The organism is Aquabacterium sp. CECT 9606, assembly GCF_918741295.1.
In the GTDB taxonomy this organism is placed as follows: Bacteria; Pseudomonadota; Gammaproteobacteria; order Burkholderiales; family Burkholderiaceae_C; genus Aquabacterium.
Genome location: NZ_CAKKNB010000001.1, coordinates 1276036 through 1294244 on the forward strand (window position 1 = coordinate 1276036; position 18209 = coordinate 1294244).

Consider the following 18209-nt stretch of genomic DNA (forward strand, 5'->3'; position numbering starts at 1 on the left):
CCTCGGGCATATGGGCTCCGATGACCACCGTCTTGAGTCCTTCCAAGGCTGAGATAAACATTGGTCAGATGATTGGCAGGTGTCGATCACCGGCGTTTGCCGTGGCTTGCTGAGACATGTTGTCGAGCTGTCGGCTGCTCAAGAGCCTCCCCCTGGCCAAGCCCACTCAAGATGCCGCAATGCGCCACGTCTTTTGCCTGAGCACATTGCCCCCGCAGGGCCACCAGTTGTTTTTTCAAGGCGGTCAGCTCTCGAATCCGTTGGGCCACGTGTTCGATGTGTGAGGGATCCCGCTGCTTGTCCTTGTTCTTCGTCGAACTCGGCGCCCCGACGATCGTTGCGTCAACGATCGCCTGTGCCCCAACTTTCAGCCCTCGTACCTGGAGCACCTCGCCCACCTTGCCCTGCCCAACTCGTTGTTCTCCAACAAACGGAGAAACTTCGGCAAGGTCGTCGCATCGGGCAGCGATACTGCTGATACTCCGCGTTCTGATCTGCCGCTACCGCAAGTGTCTGCTGCTTCATCTTTGGGATCCTCCAACGAGTGCTTGCTAGGCATGCAAGTCATGCGCCAGATCGGACCTTTTTCAGCATTGCCCTAAGCCGGAAGGAGTGATAGATGCATGATGTCTGAAGACAATCTGAAAGGCCCAAATGGTGAGGACGTTCGATCATCCGTTAGCCAAGATGCTGCCGTGTCATCGACCGATCGATTCTACGAAGACCATGCGGTCGAATATTTCTCAGGGACCTCCGGTGCCCAGACGCAGTTCGTCCTCGATCGGTTCCTGTCACATCTGCCGGCCAATGCCGCCATCCTTGATGCCGGCTGCGGCTCCGGTCGGGACCTCAAGTACTTTCATTCGCGGGGTCATTGCGCGTTGGGCATCGATGCCTCGACAGCCCTCGTACAAATGGCGGCGGAGTATTCGGGCGCCCCATGTGAAGTCGTTCGCATAGAACGCATCAGCTATGAAGAACGGTTCGATGGGGTATGGGCATGTGCCTCATTGCTCCACTTGCCTCGGGACGCATTTCGCCCCGCACTTCGTAGCCTGAACCGGGCCCTCAAAAGAGGCGGCACACTCTTCATGGCAGTCCAGGAGGGGCAGGGCGAGGCGATTCGCCCGGACGGCCGGTTGTACGTCTACTACTCAGAAGACGATATACGCACGTCACTTGACGCTGCCGGGTTGGCAGTGAATGAACTGTGGACGACGCGGAATTCGGCTGAGGCTGTGCACCAGCCGGTATGGATCAATGTCATTGCCACGGCGCAATAGCGCGCCAGGACTGCACTGGCCGTCGGCATACTTCCCTGTTAACTCGGCTTAGTTTCCGTTTTCCCTCCCCGCAACTCGCAGACGAGCATCAAGACAGCACCGAGGGTGATGCCGATGTCGGCCACGTTGAAGGCCGGCCAGTAGAACGACTGCCACCTGACATCAATCCAGTCCACCACCGCCCCGCGAGCGAGCCGATCGAGCAGGTTCCCTAAAGCACCGCCTAGGAGGAGCCCGAAGGCCAGCCGCTGAGGCCGACCGGTTTGAGGCCGCCGAATCAGTACGGCAAAAACAACCGAGGCGGCCACAGCCACGGCGCTGAAGAAGAGGCGCTGCCATCCACCTGCGTCGTGCAAGAAGCTGAAAGCGGCACCTTCGTTGCGCCAGTGGACGATGTTGAGCACCGGGAGCCATGGCTCGCTGGAGCCATACGGGAGTGCAGCGACCACCGCAGCTTTGCTTGCGATGTCGATCAGGAAGACGGCTGCGGCTGCAAGGAAGGCACGCGCAACGCTCGGATCCATTGTTTGGCGCATCCTCACTGGACCTTGTCCCTCTCGCCGGGCGCCCTGAGCAGGCGCAACCCGTTGAACACCACGACCAGGCTCGCACCCATGTCAGCCAGGATTGCCAGCCACAAGCTGGCGTGTCCCGTGAAGGTCAAGACCATGAACACCGCCTTGGTGCCGATGGCAAAGGCGATGTTGGCTCTCAGCACATTGCCCACCCGATGTGAGAGAGCGATGAACTCTGGCAACTTGCGCAGATCGTCTTGCATGAGCGCCACGTCTGCGGTCTCAATGGCTGTGTCAGTGCCTGCTGCGCCCATGGCGAAGCCGATGCTTGCCTTTGCAAGGGCTGGCGCATCGTTCACCCCGTCCCCGACCATGCCGACTGGTCCTTGGGCGGCCATTGCCTCGATGGCCAAGAGTTTGTCATGAGGCAGCATTTCACCGCGAGCATCGCTGATGCCCACCTGAGCCGCGACCGCCTGCGCTGTCTTCTTGTTATCCCCAGTGAGCATGACCGGCTCGACCCCCAATTGCCTGAGCTGCGCGACGGCCACTTTGCTGCTCTCGCGGACCGTGTCGGCCACGGCCAGCACGCCGAGGGCCTGTGTGGCGGTGGAGAGCACGACAGCGGTCTTGGCCTGGGCTTCCATCTGCTCAAGGAGTTGTAACACGCGTTCGTTCGTCACCCCCAATTCATTGGCCAGCCGCTGATTGCCGATGTAGTAGGTCTCGCCGTCTATCGCGCCCTTCACACCGCGGCCAGCGAGCGCCTCGAAGGCCTGGACGTCGGCGTGCGGCTGGTCTCCATAGGCCCTGACGATGGCGGTGGCCACAGGATGCTCGGACAAGGCATCGAGGCTGGCAGCGATCCGGAGGACCTCTTGGCGCGAGAGCGGACCGAGCTCGACCGTGTCCGTGAGCACCGGTTTTCCATGGGTGAGCGTTCCGGTCTTGTCCAGTGCGACGGACTTGAGCAACCGGCCTTGCTCCAGATACAGTCCGCCCTTGACGAGAATGCCTCGCTTCGCTGCTGCTGCCAGACCGCTGACCACTGTCACTGGGGTGGAAATGACCAGTGCGCACGGGCAGGCGATCACGAGCAAGACCAAAGCCTTGTACGTCCAGTCGTACCAGTCGCCGCCGGCCACAAGTGGAGGAATGAGGGCGATTCCAAGGGCAAGCACAAAGACTGCTGGCGTATACACGCTGGCAAAACGATCGACAAACCGCTGTGTGGGCGCACGTTGGCCCTGGGCCTCTTGCACGGAGCGGGCGATGCGGTCCAATGTCGTGTCACCCTTGCGGGCTCGAACCTCGAACTCAAGCGTTCCGCGCTCGTTGATGGTGCCCGCGTAGACCGTATCGCCTGGGTTCTTCTCCACAGGCATGCTCTCGCCGGTGATCGGTGCCTGATTGACCGCCGACTTGCCGGAGACAACCACCCCATCCAGCGCGATCCGCTCGCCGGGGCGCACACGCACGATGCCGCCGATGGCGACCGTGTCGGCCTTGACTTCGGCCCAGCGCCCATCGCTTTGCCGCAAGAGGGCCGTTTCCGGAGCCAGGTCCATCAGTTTGCGAATGGCGTTGCGAGCTCGATCCAAGCTTAAGGCCTCGATCATTTCGGCCACGCCGAACAGCCAGATGACCACTGCTGCCTCTGGCCACTGTCCAATCAACGCTGCGCCGATGACCGCGATGGTCATCAAGAGATTCATGTTGAGCGATAGGGTGCGCAGAGCAATCCAGCCTTTGCGCAGGGTGGCCGTGCCGCCTAGACCGATGGCGGCCAAGGAGGCTGCAATAACGGGCATGGATGACTCGTCCATGCCTGAGAAGGCCAAGACCTCTGCACCCATCGCCAAGACGCCTGCTGCGGCCATTCGCAGCCATTCGGTTTTCGTGATTCCTGTGCCGAATTCCTTCGTGACGGCAGGAGCGGGATCATTGTGGTCCTGGAGCACAGGCGACAGCCCCAGACGCTCGATCGCCGCGGTGATGGGCGCCTCGCTCGGGAGACCATGGCTCACAACCAGCTTGCGGCTTAACAGGTCAAATTGAAGGGCTTCGACGCCGGCCATCCCCTCAAGCGCTTTGCGCAGCATGGCTTCCTCGGTGGGACAGTCCATTTTTTCGATGAGATAGGTCGCCTGGCCACGAGGGCTCGGCCCTGCCTCCCGCTCTACGCTTGCTTGCATGCCAATCTCATGCAAGGCCGCGAGGATCCCTGCGAGATCCACGGAAGCGTGCTGCACATCCAAACGGCGGTTCATCAGGTCGAAGTTGAGCCGCTCGATACCTTTGATCTTTTCCAAGCGCTTCCGGATGAGGCCCTCCTCGGTTGGGCAATCCATGTTGGTGATGAGAAGGCGCGAGGTGTTTCCAGTTGGCGGAGGAGATGGGGGAAAAGTCGCAGCAACCGGTGCCCGGCAGCTGGTGACGCCGCTGCTCAGCGCGGGCTTGCCGCAAGCTACCGGGCTGACAGATTCGCCATCCGTTGCAACGGTTCCTTTGACTCCAATGGCAAGCAAGGCGTCAAGGATAGGCGTGGTGGAGGTGAGGCGATGCCGTATGGACAGCCTGCCCGCACTCGAATCAAGTGAGAGATCCTCGATGCCGGTGATTTGACCCAGCTGAGCCCGCACAAGAGCTTCCGAACGCCGGTCCAAATCGGGTAGATCGAGCATCAGAACCGTGGGCGGGCCCTGTTGATCGCTGGCGCACGAACCGCAGGTGGCAGGCGCGGAAGTGGGTGCATCGTCAGTTTTCATAGGTGCCTCTTTTGCTGAACGGGTAAACCTGAAGTGGCCATGGAGCCGAGCGCGTGTCTGCAGGGGCGCGTTGCGCAGCAAAAAAGGCCGCCCTTCTTCAGGGCGGCCTCCATTACGTCATGACATGTCCAAATGACTGGCCCCGACGAAGACCTTGATCGATCTGGCGGCGAGGGAAGGGATCGCTTGGCTCAAATCGAAAGGCGTGAAGGAAAGGGTGTCGAACCGCCATATGACGTACTTCGTTTCGTTGCCATCCCTGATGGCCAACCTGACGGTCTCGAAACGGGTCACGTTGATCCAGCGAGTGGTAGGCAGGATTTCGATGGTCCGTTCTACTTCGGCCGTGGATGCAGGCGTTCCAAAGATCGAGGCCTTGGGCGTCGCTGCGGAGGACTGAGCAAACGCTTGGCTTCCGAGCGCGAAGGAAGCGGTCATGGCGAGTTGGATGATGAGCTTCATGGATTTTCCTTTGTTTGGTCGAGGTGACAATCAGCGAGTCCGCCGATCAGCCATCGACCAGAGAATGAGGTTGAGATGCCGCTGCTCATGGCAGGCATTGGTGCTGCGGCACGGTGCTGGTCTCGGGGGGGCGTCCTGGGCGGGCGCCTCGGGCCGTCTGGCCGGTGGGAGATGGGTTCGATCAACGGTGCAGGCTCCCATATGGACGGCAACGCAGGTTCTAGCGCCTCGGCGTGGGTCCCCGGAAGTCCCAGGGTTGTGCAACAGGCCTCACAAACGCACGGTTCTGCTGGAGCCTGGCATGCATGCGGTACCGCCGCGAAATCATCCTTGGCTCCGTCAGGCGTGCTGAATGGCGGGCAACAACGTGACGGAGGAGGGCAGAATTGGGTATCAAAGTCTCCCGAAAATGACCTGGCCGACTCATGAACACCTAGCTCTCGCGCCTCAGCGCCGCCGCTTCCCGCCATGGTCATGGCGAGAGCAAGCCATAGCAGCAGTGATTGAAGAGGATTGGCCATTGAGGACAGGTTCATTTGAAGCAAGCACACCATTTAAAACGCTGCACCAACTCCAGGGTCAAGTAGTAAATTAGTCAATTCGTCGCCACCTCGCAACGTCTAAGAGGCGTCTGCCTCGTCAACCTGAGTGCTTTCGCGCGCTTCGGCAAGGATCTCTCGGCCACCTTTGAACGCGATGGCGCTCACCACCATTCCAAGAATCAGATCCGGCAAGTTCGAACCAAGCCACATCACCAGCGCACCCGATGCGACGATGGCCAGGTTCACGATCGAATCGTTGCTTGTGAAGATCGAGGATGCTTTGAAGTTGACGTCCTTGCCCTTGTGTCGCTTGAGGAGCCTCAGGCAGAACAGGTTCATGCCGGCATTGACCGCCGCCATGGTCATCATGGCCGGTCCAAGAGGCGCTTCGCCCCCGAAGAAGCGCCGCAGGACTTCGCTGAGCATCAACACTGCGAGCCCGATCAGGAGCCAGCCAGACAGGCGAGCTGCCCTTGCTTTGATGGCGGCTGAGCGGCCAACAGCGTAAAGGCTCACGCCATAGACAGAGGCGTCGGCAAGGTTATCAAGCGCTGCTCCCATCACGGCCGTCGAGGACGCCCACGCGCCCACGGCGAATCCGGCGATACATTGAGCAAGGTTGATCATGAGTACCTGCCAGAGAATGCGCCTGTCCGAAGCCTGTCGGCCGTCCAGGCCATGATCGTCGTCGTTACTCATCAGTATTCCCTCCAAGGGCAGCGGACCAATGGGCCAATTTAAATCTTGGTGAGGCATTTGAAACCATGTACCCAGTAGAGAGTCAAGGGGTACGCGACCATCATCCTTTCCCCTATACTTCCGTTCTATGCGCCGATTGATTGCCCTCATCTTGCTGGTATTGGTGCCTCTCCATTTCAGTTGGGCGGCGATGGCGAGCTATTGCCAGCACGAAACTGGGCGATCGGCGACACATGTCGGACATCATTCCTGCAAGCACGAAGTTGACGCCGCGAAAGGCGCATCTGGCACTACGTCGTTGGATGACAAGGGCGGGCGGCAGGGATCGCAGACGGACGCTCACAACTCCGCACAGCCTGAAGCAGACTGCGGAATGTGCCATTTAGGGAAGCGCATCTGATGGAGCTTGATTTCAAGCTCAAGCCACCGATGGTTGGTGCGCTGTTGTTTGCCACGCCTATCGTGAACTACACGTCGTTCCAGCCTGCTGCGCTGGAGCGGCCCAAATGGGCCGACTCGCTCTAGTTCGACGAGTCGGCTTTCCCTTTCCCAAGAATAGGCGCGCTCCGCGCGGCCCTGCGACTCGTCGAGTTCTATCCATACATTGGAGAATTCGATGACATATCCCTTCGGAGGGCGCCAAACGCGTCGTCCTTCAACTCTGACAGTTCAACGCACGGCACTGGCACTTGCTGCGCTCGTCTCTTGCGTCGTTGCGCGAGCGGAGATGACCCAGCCGCATTCAGTACTCCCAACTGTCGCCTCAAACCCCGCGGCCGCTTCCCCAAGCGTTCCCCTGACGCTGGCGAGGGCGGTTGCCCTTGCACTGGAAAGAAGTCCTGAATTGGCAGCAACGCGGGCGGAAGTCGCCGCCGCGCAGGGCGCTGAAGAGCAAGCGGGCTTGATGCCCAACCCGGAGTTCGCAGCCTCGATCGAGGACACCCAACGTCGTACTCGTACCACGGCAGTTCAAGTGAGCCAGCGTCTGGAACTGGGTGGCAAGCGTCAGGCTCGCGTGATGGCTGCACACCAAGGGCGCGCGATTGCGCAGGCGCGACTTGAGGGACTGCAGGCAAAGATCGGCGCCGAGGTCAGCGCAAGCTTCTGGGAAGCGCTTGCGGCACAGGCACGTCTAGACCAGGCGAACGCTTTGTCGCAATTAGCGCGGCAGGCCACGGATGCTGCTGCAAAACGAGTCGCCGCCGGCAAGGTGTCACCTGTCGATGAGACGAGGGCCCGCCTTGCCGCATCCGGTGTTGACCTCGAACTGGCACAGGCGCAGGTGGAGTTGCAAGTTGCACGTACCCGTCTGGCCGCGCATTGGGGCGCGATGGAAGCGTTGCTTCCACCTCTCGAAGGGGTACTGCACGTCCCTGAGGAAGTCGCCACTGCTTCTTTGGAGGAACGCATAGAGGCGGCCCCGGAAGTGGTGGAAGCAAGGCTGGAGGTTGCGCGGCGACAAGCACTGGTGGATGTCGAGCGCAGCCGCGCCATGCCGGACATCACTGTCGGGCTGGGAGTACAGCGGAACAACGAGATCGGGCGTAATCAGCCATTGATTGGCGTTTCCATTCCCTTGCCCATGTTCGACCGCAATCAGGGCAATCTGCAGGAGGCGCTCGCCCGCGAGGATCAAGCCCGCTATGCCTTGCAAGCGACAGTCTCACGCCTAAGGGCCGGGGCACACGTTGCCCTCGCACAGGCTCAGAGCGCCCGCAAGCAGGCACTGATGATCGAGCGCGAATTGCTCCCCAAGGCCCAAAGCGCCTATGACGCAGCGACCAATGGGTTCGCGCTGGGGAAGTTCACGTTCCTGGACGTGCTTGATGCCCAGCGCAGCCTCTTTCAAGCGCGTGCTCAGCATCTCAAAGCTGTGGCTGAAAGCCAGCGTGCGGCCATCGACCTTGGCCGCATCTTGGGAATGGCCCGTACCGCTCCCGTTACGACGCAATGAACCGAGTGACAACATGACCCGTAAACAAGTAACCATCATCGTTGGCATGCTGCTGGCCACCGCAGCGGCCCTCTTTGTTGTCTGGAACCGCAATCCGCCGGCCGCTGCTGGCGGCGAAGAGCACGCAGAACACGCTGAGCGTAAGCAGGAAGGGGAAACTGAGAAGAATTCCGAATCCGAGGAGCGGGAAGCGTCCCAGGAAAGCAAGCCGGACGGATCGGCGCAGCCCTCTGGAGGAAAGGAGTCACGCGAAGCTGAGGCGTCTGAACATGAGGAGCATGGTGAAAGCGACACCGTAAAGCTCACTCCCGAGCAGCTCAAGGCCAGCGGAATTCAATTGGACAAGGCGCAGGCGGCAGTGATTCGGACCGGTCAGGATTTCCCGGGGGAGGTCCGATCCAATGCCGATCGAACAGCGCAGGTGACACCTCGGGTGGCTGGCGTTGTCGACGCCGTTCTTGTGAACCTGGGCCAGAACGTGCGCAAGGGGCAGGTCTTGGCGGTACTGTCAAGCCCTGACCTGTCCGATTTGCGTTCTGAGGCGCTGGCAGCGCGCGAGCGAGCAGCGGCAGCGCGCGTCATGTACCAGCGGGAGAAGACACTCTGGGAGCAGAAGATCTCGGCCGAGCAAGACCTTCTTCAGGCTCAGCAAGCACTGCGGGAAGCAGAGATTCAGCAACGGAACGCTGAGCAGAAGCTCAGCGCGTTGGGGGTGCAGCAATCCGGCAATGTGAAAGGCAACACTAGCTTGAGCCGCTATGAGTTGCGCGCGCCTTTTGACGGCACGGTTGTTGAGAAGCGTCTGGCATTGGGTGAGGCCGTCAAGGAAGACGCGACAGTGTTCGTTGTCTCAGACCTCTCTACGGTGTGGGCGGACGTGAACGTCAGTCCCAAAGACCTCGACAAGGTGCGCGTCGGGCTTCCTGCGGTCGTCAAGGCGGCTGGCTCGCAAGCCGTGTCTAACGGCAAGATCACCTATGTGGGCAACCTGCTGGGGGAACAGACTCGCTCTGCCGTGGCACGTGTCACGCTCGCGAATCCAGGGGGCGCCTGGCGCCCCGGCCTCTTCGTCACCGTCAGCGTCTTGGCCAGCCAGACGCAAGTACCCGTAAGCGTGCGATCGACAGCGATCCAGATGATGGACGACAAGGCGGTGGTCTTTGTCTCAGGCAGTGACGGCTTCAAAGCAACGCCGGTCAAGCTGGGTCGTACGGATGGCCAGACCACAGAGATATTGGGTGGCCTTACCGCTGGGCAGTCCTATGTGGCGGTCAACAGCTTCGTGCTCAAGGCTGACATCGGCAAGAGCAGCGTTGAAGACGAAGACTAAGGCAGGACTGACCATGTTTGAACGCATCATTCGCTTTGCCATCGAGCATCGATGGCTTGTCTTGCTCGCCGTCTTCGCGATCGGAGGGCTGGGCGCATACAGCTACACAAGGCTGCCCATTGACGCCGTACCAGACATCACGAACGTCCAGGTGCAGATCAATACCGCCGCGTCTGGTTATTCTCCGCTTGAGGCTGAACAGCGCATCACCTTTCCGGTTGAGACGGCCATGGCGGGTCTTCCGCGGATGGTCCAAACCCGATCACTGTCGCGCTATGGACTCTCGCAGGTCACCGTGGTGTTCGAAGAAGGCACGGACATCTACTTTGCCCGGCAGCTCATCTCGGAGCGGCTAGCGCAGGCTCGTGAAAGTCTTCCGGAAAGTATCACGCCCGAGATGGGCCCGATCTCCACAGGGCTGGGGGAGATCTTCATGTGGACGGTGGAAGCCGATGAGGGCGCCAAGAAGCCGGACGGCAGCCCCTACACGCCGACGGATCTCCGGGAGATCCAAGACTGGATCATCAAACCACAGTTGCGCAACGTGCGAGGCGTTGCCGAAATCAACTCCATTGGGGGCTTTAGCAAGGAATACTTGGTTGCGCCGGATCCTGCCAAGCTGTCCTCGTTCGGTTTAGGTCTATCCGACCTTGTCGCGGCCATCGAGCGAAACAATGGGAATGTTGGCGCCGGCTACATCGAGAAGAGCGGCGAGCAATACTTGGTGCGCGCTCCTGGGCAAGTCGCATCGACTGAAGACATTGCCAACATTGTCGTGAAAGCGGTCGATGGAAGCCCAATTCGCATCGGAGACGTGGCAACCGTGGGCATTGGCCGGGAGCTGCGAACGGGTGCGGCCACCGACAACGGCCGGGAAGTCGTGCTGGGCACGGCGTTCATGCTCATGGGCGAAAACAGCCGCGCCGTTGCGCAAGCGGTTGCCGAGAAGATGGCCCAGGTCAAGCAGAGCCTGCCTGCTGGCGTTCATGCCATCACCGTCTATGACCGGACGCATCTGGTGGACAAGGCCATCGACACGGTGAGAAAGAACCTGTTGGAAGGTGCGATCCTGGTGATTGCCGTGCTCTTTGCTTTCCTGGGCAATCTGAGGGCGGCACTGATCACTGCAATGGTCATTCCGCTTGCCATGTTGTTTACCTTTACCGGGATGGTGACTCAGAAGGTCAGCGCCAATCTGATGAGTTTGGGGGCATTGGATTTCGGCATCATCGTGGACGGTGCCGTGGTCATCGTAGAGAACTGTGTGCGGCGTCTCGCGCACGCGCAGTCCCACAAAGGGCGGGTACTCACCTTGCCCGAGCGTTTCCATGAGGTATTCGCTGCCTCGCAAGAGGCGCGTCGGCCGCTCATCTTTGGGCAACTCATCATCATGGTGGTGTACCTCCCCATCTTTGCGCTCTCCGGGGTGGAAGGGAAGATGTTCCATCCGATGGCGCTCACGGTCGTTTTCGCCCTGGCCGCTGCAATGCTGCTGTCGGTCACGTTCGTGCCTGCGGCTGTCGCGCTCTTCATTGGCGAGAAAGTTTCGGAGAAAGAGAACGGGCTGCTTCGGGCCAGCAAGCGCGGCTACAAAGTTTTGCTCGACAAGGCGCTGGGCAATGCCGCCATCGTTATCACGGCGGCGACATGCTTGGTGGTGCTGGCGAGTGTGGCAGCAACGAAGCTTGGCAGCGAGTTCGTGCCGAGCCTCAACGAGGGCGACTTCGCGTTGCAGGCGTTGCGCGTCCCCGCGACCAGCCTTACCCAGTCGGTGGAGATGCAGCAGCAAATAGAGAGGACCCTTAAGGCGAAGTTCGGCGAGATCGAGCGCGTCTTTGCCCGCACAGGCACTGCCGAAGTGGCCACCGACCCGATGCCGCAGAACGTTTCGGATGGCTATGTGATGCTCAAGCCAATGGATCAATGGCCAGAGCCGCGCAAGAGCCGCGAAGAGCTGCTCTCGGCCATTCAGGCGACGGTCGAGAGCATCCCGGGCAACGCCTACGAATTCTCCCAGCCGATCCAGATGCGATTCAATGAGCTGATCTCTGGTGTGCGCAGCGATGTGGCGGTGAAGGTGTTCGGCGACGACATGGACGTACTGAACGCTCAGGCCGAGCGCATCGCAGGGGTGTTGCGCCAAGTTGAGGGCGCGAGTGAAGTCAAGGTGGAGCAGACCACCGGCCTTCCTGTCCTCACGGTGGCGATTGACCGGGAGCGCGCCGCACGTTTGGGGCTCAGCGTCTTTGAAGTCCAAGATGTCCTGTCAACCGCTCTGGCAGGGCGTGGGGCCGGAACGCTGTTTGAGGGCGACCGACGATTCGATATTGTTGTCAGACTACCGGACGCCATGCGCAGCGACCTAGCGGCATTGATGCGCCTGCCAGTCCCGTTGCCACAAGACGATCGGAGCGGAAAAGTGGCCCGGCCGGCGTATGTGCCGTTGTCCGAGGTCGCTCAATTGGAGCTCAAGCCGGGGCCGAATCAAGTCAGCAGGGAGAACGGCAAGCGGCGCGTTGTGGTCAGCGCCAATGTACGGGGTCGAGATCTGGGCTCCTTCGTTGTAGACGCGCAAACACAGATCCAGGCTAAGGCGCGGCCACCGGCCGGCTATTGGCTCGAGTGGGGCGGGCAGTATGAGAATCTGCAAGCGGCTGCCCAGCGTCTGACGGTCGTCGTACCCGTAGCGCTCGCCCTTGTCTTCATCCTGCTATTCGCTGTTTTTGGCAACGTCAAGGACGGGCTGCTGGTTTTCACCGGGATCCCATTCGCATTGACCGGTGGCGTGGCGGCTCTGTGGCTGCGAGACATACCGCTGTCGATCTCAGCGGCTGTCGGCTTCATTGCTCTGTCGGGCGTGGCGGTATTGAACGGCCTGGTGATGATCTCGTTCATTCGCAGCCTACGAGAAAACGGCATGGGAATGGACGCTGCTGTCCGCGAGGGTGCGCTGACACGTCTGAGGCCGGTCCTGATGACTGCGCTGGTTGCTTCACTGGGCTTCGTGCCAATGGCATTGGCGACCGGAACGGGAGCCGAAGTGCAGCGGCCCCTGGCCACCGTGGTGATCGGCGGCATCCTTTCATCGACGGCTTTGACTTTGCTGGTGCTGCCCGTGCTCTATCGCCTGGTCCACAGGCGTGATGATGAAGAGGAGAACGACAGCGAACACGGGCGGGCAATAGGGCAGGCGGTGTGACCCGGCACAGTGGCACGGATTGTCTGGCGCGCGATGTGAGGCGGTTCATCTGGATGATGTGGCATCTGAAGGCGCATTCGGCGTGTGGGTGCGCGCATCCACTTTCCTCTGCTCAGAGAGGCGTTCGCGCCGGTATAGGCGCGTGTACGACGGCCGTCTGGCAGCGGCCGAAGTTGTCAAATGAACGCTGTGCAACTTGGCCGGGAGTGTCCTGATGAGTGAACTCGGGAGACATTCATGCAAGTCCGAAGCATCGGCGGCCGAGGCCAGCGAACAGGGGGTGGACATCCGGCGTGAGCAGCGTCTCATCCTGCGCAACGCTTTGCTGGCTGGGTTGTTGTGCATGGCTATGGTGGTAGGGGCTTGGTTCTGGTTGCCGCATTACTTCCAGCCACCCGTCGCCATGTCCGAGCGCATCGCCTTTGCGTTGCAATGCGATGTGTTCGTGTTGCTCTGGCTGTTGATCAGCGTGCGCATGGTGTCCTCAGGGAGGTACCAAAGTGCAGAGGACAACCGGGGATCGGCGTTCGCGCCCCCCAGTCCCCGCATTGCCATCAAGGTGGCATTTCTGCAGAACACGCTGGAACAGTGTGTCGTGGCCATTGGGGTGCATGTGACGCTGGCAACCCTGGTGACGGGAGACGCGTTGTTCTGCATTCCTGCGGCCGTGATGCTCTTTGCAATTGGCAGGGGAGCCTTTTTGCATGGCTATCCCAAAGGCGCGGGCGCGCGCAGCTTCGGCATGGTGACCACGGTACTGCCGTCCTTAGCTGGTTTGGGATTGGCGATCGTGTTGGTCATCAGGAGGGTCCTGCACTGAGGCGCCAACACCTTGCCGTCAAGACTACAGCGCGGCTTGGTTGACTCGCCTGGACAACTCCGCCGCGCTTTCCTTGCGCTCGCTGTAGCGATCGACGAGGTAGGGTGCAACGTCGCGGGTGAGCAGCGTGAACTTCATCAATTCCTCCATCACGTCCACCACGCGCTCGTAGTACGCCGATGGTTTCATGCGGCCCGCCTCATCGAATTCCAGAAAGGCTTTGGCCACCGACGATTGATTGGGGATCGTGATCATGCGCATCCACCGGCCAAGAATGCGCATTTGGTTGACGGCATTGAAGGACTGCGAACCGCCCGATACTTCCATCACGGCAAGGGTCTTGCCTTGAGTGGGCCTGACCGATCCGACGCTCAGTGGAATCCAATCGATCTGGGCCTTCATGATGCCGGTCATGGCGCCATGTCGTTCGGGCGAGCACCAGACCATCCCCTCGGACCATTGCGCCAACTCGCGAAGCGTCTGCACCTTGGGATGGGTCTCGGGCGCGTTGTCCGGCAGCGGCAAATCCGTTGGGTTGTTCACAAATACTTGCTGGCGGCAGCAGAGGACGTGCTCGTCAAGGGCGTTCCGCTGAGTAAACGTCTCCATGTGCCTGAGTCATTCAATGAAGCCAACAAGGCTGCGGCTGCGATCCGGCGCCGTGACAAGTTGTCCATTCTCCGGCCCCATGAGGGGCACAGCCCGCTGGCGATCGTGATGGGTGAGTTCAAGGCGAGCGATGCCACGGCCTTTGGGCGGCGTGTATGGATCAAGCACATGCCGGATGCGCCACTGCTGGTGGCAAGCAAGACCTGGGAACGCATCGAGCGCGTGTTCGCGCCCTTGTTCGAAGCCCGGGATGCCGACAGCGGATACAAGGTGCGTCTGGTGATGGCGGCACTGATCCGGTCGCGGCGGGAACACACGTATGAAATCGATGCGGCCAGTTTCATGCTGGCCAGTGAACAGTGGATCCCCGTGGAAAGAGTCTATGAATTGGCACTGGTGCAGGCGCTGGTGGCACAGCATCGTCGCTTCATCAAACCACTGCGCTATGACGCCAAGAGCGTGGCGGCCTTTCCCAACGCCTTGCTGCTGGATGCAGGGCCCGATCCAGTCCCTCTGCATTTGATCAGCCCGTTCATGTCGCCAAAAGAGCGCACGGAGAAGGAGCGGGCGGCAAATGGAAGCCAATGTCCGGCATGGGCATGGTCGGGCGATGGGCTGGTGCCAGCCTTGCCGTCGCCACCAACCGGGTTGCATTAAATGCTGGCGGGACCGTCGGAGCGCAGGTAAGCGAGGCCGTCCAGGCGTCGCGTCGATGTGTTGGTTCGTAAGCGGTCATTGAACCCCACCCTAGCCACCAAGGCTGTGCTCTGACAGCCTAGGTTTCCACGTAGATGAACGTGGGAACGTAGCGATGAACGACGAATTGCAGGATCTCAGGCGCAGGTTGGTGGTGGGGCACAAGGCCGACGGGCGCAGCGTGTACGACGAGCAGGCGAAGGCGGAATTGGTTGAGCTGTGCATGCGGCCCGGCGCGTCGGTGTCCCGTCTGGCGCGCGAGTGCGGGGTCAACGCCAACCAGGTTTGCCGCTGGCTGCGAGAACGTGGGCATGTCCGCCGACCGCGTCAGGCCACGAGCCGTGCGGTGAGCACACCGACGGCGTTCGTCGCCGTGCCGGTGGTATCTGCGGCGGCGCCGGCTGAGGAGCGGCTGGTTGCCATGGTGCAGTTGCAAGCCCGGCTGCCCAACGGCGTCGCCATCGAACTTGGAGGCATCGACGTCCGGCACGTCGGCGCGGTGATCGAAGCACTGGGGAGGCTGCGGTGTTCCGTCTCGACGAAGGGCTGAAGGTCTACCTGCATCGCGCACCGGTGGACTTCCGGCTCAACATCAACGGCTTGGCGGCGCTGGTACAGCAAGCCCTTGGGCTGGACCCGTTTGCCGCCTGCATCTACGTGTTCAGCAACCGCCGCCGCGACCGGGTGAAGGTGCTGGGCTGGGACCGCAACGGGTTCTGGCTGCTGCTCAAGCGGCTGGAACAGGACCGGTTCATCTGGCCGAGCGAGCAGGACGTGCCCACCTTGACGGTCGAGCAGTTGCACTGGCTGCTGGAGGGCATCGATGTGGGCGTGGTGCAGCGACATCCGATGCGACGGTACGAGCGGGTCGGCTGAGAACACTTCGGTGGTGCTGCGCCATTGCGGCACATCCGAATGGCGCCGAGGGCTGCAGGCCGGGACACTGCATCGCAGATGACCGACATGCCCACCCTCGAACGGATCCAAGAGCTGCAACAAGCGCTGGCCGAGGCGCGCCAGCACAACGAAGCCCTGGCGGGCGAGTTGCGTGTGACACGCACCGAGCGCGACCTGCTCAAGGAGCAGCTCAACAAGTTCAAGCGCCAGCTGTTTGCCGCCAGCAGCGAGGTCAGTGGCCAGCACCAGAAGGACATGTTCTTCAATGAGGCCGAGGGCCTGGGTGCGCAGGCAGAGCCGGCCGCCGAAGAGGCCACGCCCGGCGATGAGGCGATCGATGTGCCCGGTCACCGGCGCGCCAAGCGCGGGCGCAAGCCTCTGGACCCCGCACTGCCGCGTGAGGTGGTGCGCCACGAACTGCCCGAGAGCGAGCGCGTGTGCCCGCATGACGGCGCTGCGCTGCGCGAGATTGGCGTGGAGACCAGCGAACAACTCGACATCATCCCGCAGCAGGTGCGCGTGATCCGCCACGAGCGGGTGAAGTACGCCTGCCCCTGCTGTGACGGCGGGCTGCGGCTGGCCGCGCGGCCCGCGCAAGTCATTCCAAAGGGCCTGTTCACCGAGTGCGCGCTGGCCTGGATGGCCACGGCCAAGTACCTCGACGGGCTGCCGCTGTACCGCCAGGCAGCGCTGCTGGGGCGCTTCGGCGGCACCGACATCTCGCGCAACACGGTGGCCGCCAGCATGGTGCGTGTTGGCCAGGCCGTGCAGCCGGTGATGAACCTGCTGCGCGACGAACTGCTGGACGCACCGTTGGTGTTCGGCGACGAGACCGAGTTGCAGGTGCTCAAGGAGCCAGGGCGTAAAGCACAAACCAAGAGCTATGTCTGGGCGCAGATGACCGATGGCTCAGGCCGGGATGGCACCGGGCCACCGATCAGGCTGTTCAGCTACGCGCCCAGCCGCTCGGCCGCCACCGCGATGGGGCTGTACGCCGGCATCCGTGCCGGTGCGGTGCTGATGACCGATGGCTACGACGTGTATGACAAGGTGGCGCAGACGCAGCAGCTTGTGCACCTGGCCTGCTGGGCGCATTGCCGACGCTACTTCCACGACGCTTTGCAGGCCTGCCCCAAGGACCAGCGCGGACCAGACCAACTGGCCGCACGGTTCATCGCGCTGATCGGCAAGCTGTACCAGATCGAGGCCCAGGCCAAGCGTGATGGCGCCGACCTGGCCGAGCTCACGCTGCGGCGCCAGCGCGACAGCACGCCGGTGATCCAGGACATCGAACAACTGCTGTTGGCCAACCTGCACAGCGTGCTACCGCAAAGCCTGCTGGGCAAAGCCTTGCACTACACGGCAGGACAGTGGCACAAGCTCAAGCGCTACGTGGAGGATGGGCGCTACAGCATCGACAACAACGCTCAGGAGAACGCCATCCGGCCGTTCTGCGTGGGCAGGCGCAACTGGCTGTTCGCCGACACCGTCGCCGGCGCACACGCCAGTGCCAACCTGTACTCGCTGCTGCAGACCTGCCGTGTCAACGGCATCGATGGCTACCGCTATCTGCGCTCCCTGTTCAGGTGGCTGCCGATGGCCAGTACGGCTGACGACTATGCCGCGCTGCTGCCCTGGCGCATCAACATGAACACAGACTGAGTGCAGTCAATCGAGGTCAATGCAGGTCAGCTGCCGCGCCACAGCACTTCTTGAACTTCTTGCCGCTCCCACAAGGGCAAGGCTCATTGCGGCCCACCTTGGGCTGCATCGATTTGGCCACTCCTCGCTCGTAGACAGCCAGTCTCAGCGGTAGCCAGTGAGCATGCATGTCCAAGACGGCCTGCGGGATCTGAAGGGCCAACTCCGCTCGCATGGCTGGCGTCTTGGTCAGTTCATCCTGGTCCTCACCGAAGTCATCTTCGCCGAGCAGTGCGATTGGCCTGAACCATGCCTGCCCTTGAGCCGTTGACAACAAGGGTTGCCAGTCATTCCAACAAAGTCTCATGCCTTGAACAAAACCGTAGGCCCAACCTTCGGCGTCGTCATACTTCCGCTCATCACCTTCGTACGTCATCGTTGACCAGCAAGGGCTGATCTGCCTGGGATCCGATTCCAGCCCAGCAATGATGCTGTTGAAGTGGCGCATGACCAGACCCAATATGTGGTTCAGATGCTCGATGGAGTCCATCGGCGGCATCATCTCCTGGGTGCCCCAGATCTTTGGGAGCCATTGCTTTGGATGCAGCGTCGTCGGGCCGACAGCAATCGCATGCATGAACCCATCCATGATGTCCGCCACCATGACCTCTTCCGTGTCGACGTCATAGAGCAGGAACTGGTCAAGCTCGTCGAACTCTTCCTCGGATAGCGGGGTAAATGGGTTGGTCATCGATTGAACGCAAGGTGCGGCAACAACCGCGATTCTCGCTCGA

15 protein-coding genes and 2 pseudogenes are annotated in these 18209 nt (G+C 61.3%); 10 read left to right on the plus strand and 7 right to left on the minus strand.

Annotation, left to right across the window (positions count from 1 at the left end):
- Positions 1 to 284 precede the first annotated feature (284 nt).
- Positions 285 to 463, minus strand: a pseudogene (locus tag LQ232_RS05975) (IS5/IS1182 family transposase); the annotation flags it as partial.
- Between the two features lie 160 nt (positions 464 to 623).
- Between LQ232_RS05975 and LQ232_RS05980 the strand changes: the two are divergent.
- On the plus strand, positions 624 to 1283 hold the full coding sequence (locus tag LQ232_RS05980) for a bifunctional 2-polyprenyl-6-hydroxyphenol methylase/3-demethylubiquinol 3-O-methyltransferase UbiG (RefSeq protein WP_058088276.1): 660 nt from the start codon (positions 624 to 626) through the stop codon (positions 1281 to 1283).
- A 38-nt stretch (positions 1284 to 1321) separates the two neighbouring features.
- Here the strand turns inward: LQ232_RS05980 and lspA are convergent, their stop codons facing one another.
- The 4 genes from lspA to LQ232_RS06000 all read right to left on the minus strand — a co-directional run bounded on the left by lspA (position 1322) and on the right by LQ232_RS06000 (position 6269).
- The gene (gene lspA / locus LQ232_RS05985) at positions 1322 to 1807 is read right to left on the minus strand and encodes a signal peptidase II (RefSeq protein WP_058088281.1); all 486 of its coding nucleotides are present in this window, start codon (positions 1805 to 1807) and stop codon (positions 1322 to 1324) included.
- A gap of 14 nt (positions 1808 to 1821) precedes the next feature.
- Positions 1822 to 4566, minus strand: a complete 2745-nt coding sequence (locus LQ232_RS05990; protein WP_152987636.1) for a heavy metal translocating P-type ATPase — start codon at positions 4564 to 4566, stop codon at positions 1822 to 1824.
- Positions 4567 to 4683: 117 nt separating this feature from the next.
- Positions 4684 to 5028 carry a CzcE family metal-binding protein gene (locus LQ232_RS05995; RefSeq protein ID WP_230179387.1) on the minus strand — a complete coding sequence of 115 codons (345 nt, stop codon included), beginning with the start codon at positions 5026 to 5028 and terminating at the stop codon, positions 4684 to 4686.
- Between the two features lie 620 nt (positions 5029 to 5648).
- A complete protein-coding gene (locus tag LQ232_RS06000; protein WP_230179388.1) occupies positions 5649 to 6269 on the minus strand; it encodes a cation transporter in 621 nt (206 codons plus the stop codon).
- Between the two features lie 399 nt (positions 6270 to 6668).
- Between LQ232_RS06000 and LQ232_RS23525 the strand changes: the two genes are divergently transcribed.
- The 5 genes from LQ232_RS23525 to LQ232_RS06020 all read left to right on the plus strand — a co-directional run bounded on the left by LQ232_RS23525 (position 6669) and on the right by LQ232_RS06020 (position 13572).
- Entirely contained in the window at positions 6669 to 6794 is a 126-nt protein-coding gene (locus LQ232_RS23525) for a hypothetical protein (protein WP_256450023.1), read from the plus strand.
- A 202-nt stretch (positions 6795 to 6996) separates the two neighbouring features.
- Positions 6997 to 8223 carry a TolC family protein gene (locus LQ232_RS06005; protein ID WP_256450024.1) on the plus strand — a complete coding sequence of 409 codons (1227 nt, stop codon included), beginning with the start codon at positions 6997 to 6999 and terminating at the stop codon, positions 8221 to 8223.
- Positions 8224 to 8236: 13 nt separating this feature from the next.
- A complete protein-coding gene (locus LQ232_RS06010; protein WP_230179390.1) occupies positions 8237 to 9553 on the plus strand; it encodes an efflux RND transporter periplasmic adaptor subunit in 1317 nt (438 codons plus the stop codon).
- Between the two features lie 13 nt (positions 9554 to 9566).
- The gene (locus LQ232_RS06015; RefSeq protein ID WP_230179391.1) at positions 9567 to 12752 is read left to right on the plus strand and encodes an efflux RND transporter permease subunit; all 3186 of its coding nucleotides are present in this window, start codon (positions 9567 to 9569) and stop codon (positions 12750 to 12752) included.
- 214 nt (positions 12753 to 12966) lie between these two features.
- A complete protein-coding gene (locus LQ232_RS06020) occupies positions 12967 to 13572 on the plus strand; it encodes an MAPEG family protein (protein WP_230179392.1) in 606 nt (201 codons plus the stop codon).
- Between the two features lie 24 nt (positions 13573 to 13596).
- On the opposite strand, the pseudogene arsH reads toward LQ232_RS06020, so the two are convergent.
- Positions 13597 to 14124: pseudogene (gene arsH / locus LQ232_RS06025) on the minus strand (arsenical resistance protein ArsH); the annotation flags it as partial.
- Positions 14125 to 14142: 18 nt separating this feature from the next.
- Here arsH and LQ232_RS06030 point away from each other — a divergent pair.
- The 4 genes from LQ232_RS06030 to LQ232_RS06045 all read left to right on the plus strand — a co-directional run bounded on the left by LQ232_RS06030 (position 14143) and on the right by LQ232_RS06045 (position 17436).
- Entirely contained in the window at positions 14143 to 14838 is a 696-nt protein-coding gene (locus LQ232_RS06030; RefSeq protein ID WP_230179393.1) for a DUF1173 family protein, read from the plus strand.
- 154 nt (positions 14839 to 14992) lie between these two features.
- On the plus strand, positions 14993 to 15427 hold the full coding sequence (locus tag LQ232_RS06035; RefSeq protein WP_058089223.1) for a transposase: 435 nt from the start codon (positions 14993 to 14995) through the stop codon (positions 15425 to 15427).
- Positions 15403 to 15753, plus strand: a complete 351-nt coding sequence (tnpB, locus tag LQ232_RS06040) for an IS66 family insertion sequence element accessory protein TnpB (RefSeq protein WP_058089224.1) — start codon at positions 15403 to 15405, stop codon at positions 15751 to 15753. Before LQ232_RS06035 ends, tnpB begins: the two co-directional genes overlap by 25 nt.
- Positions 15754 to 15831: 78 nt before the next feature.
- Positions 15832 to 17436: an IS66 family transposase gene (locus LQ232_RS06045; protein WP_371820112.1), complete on the plus strand. Its 1605-nt coding sequence runs from the start codon at positions 15832 to 15834 to the stop codon at positions 17434 to 17436.
- Between the two features lie 16 nt (positions 17437 to 17452).
- Here LQ232_RS06045 and LQ232_RS06050 read toward each other — a convergent pair whose 3' ends face one another.
- Positions 17453 to 18166 carry a UPF0149 family protein gene (locus LQ232_RS06050; RefSeq protein ID WP_230179395.1) on the minus strand — a complete coding sequence of 238 codons (714 nt, stop codon included), beginning with the start codon at positions 18164 to 18166 and terminating at the stop codon, positions 17453 to 17455.
- Positions 18167 to 18209: the final 43 nt, after the last annotated feature.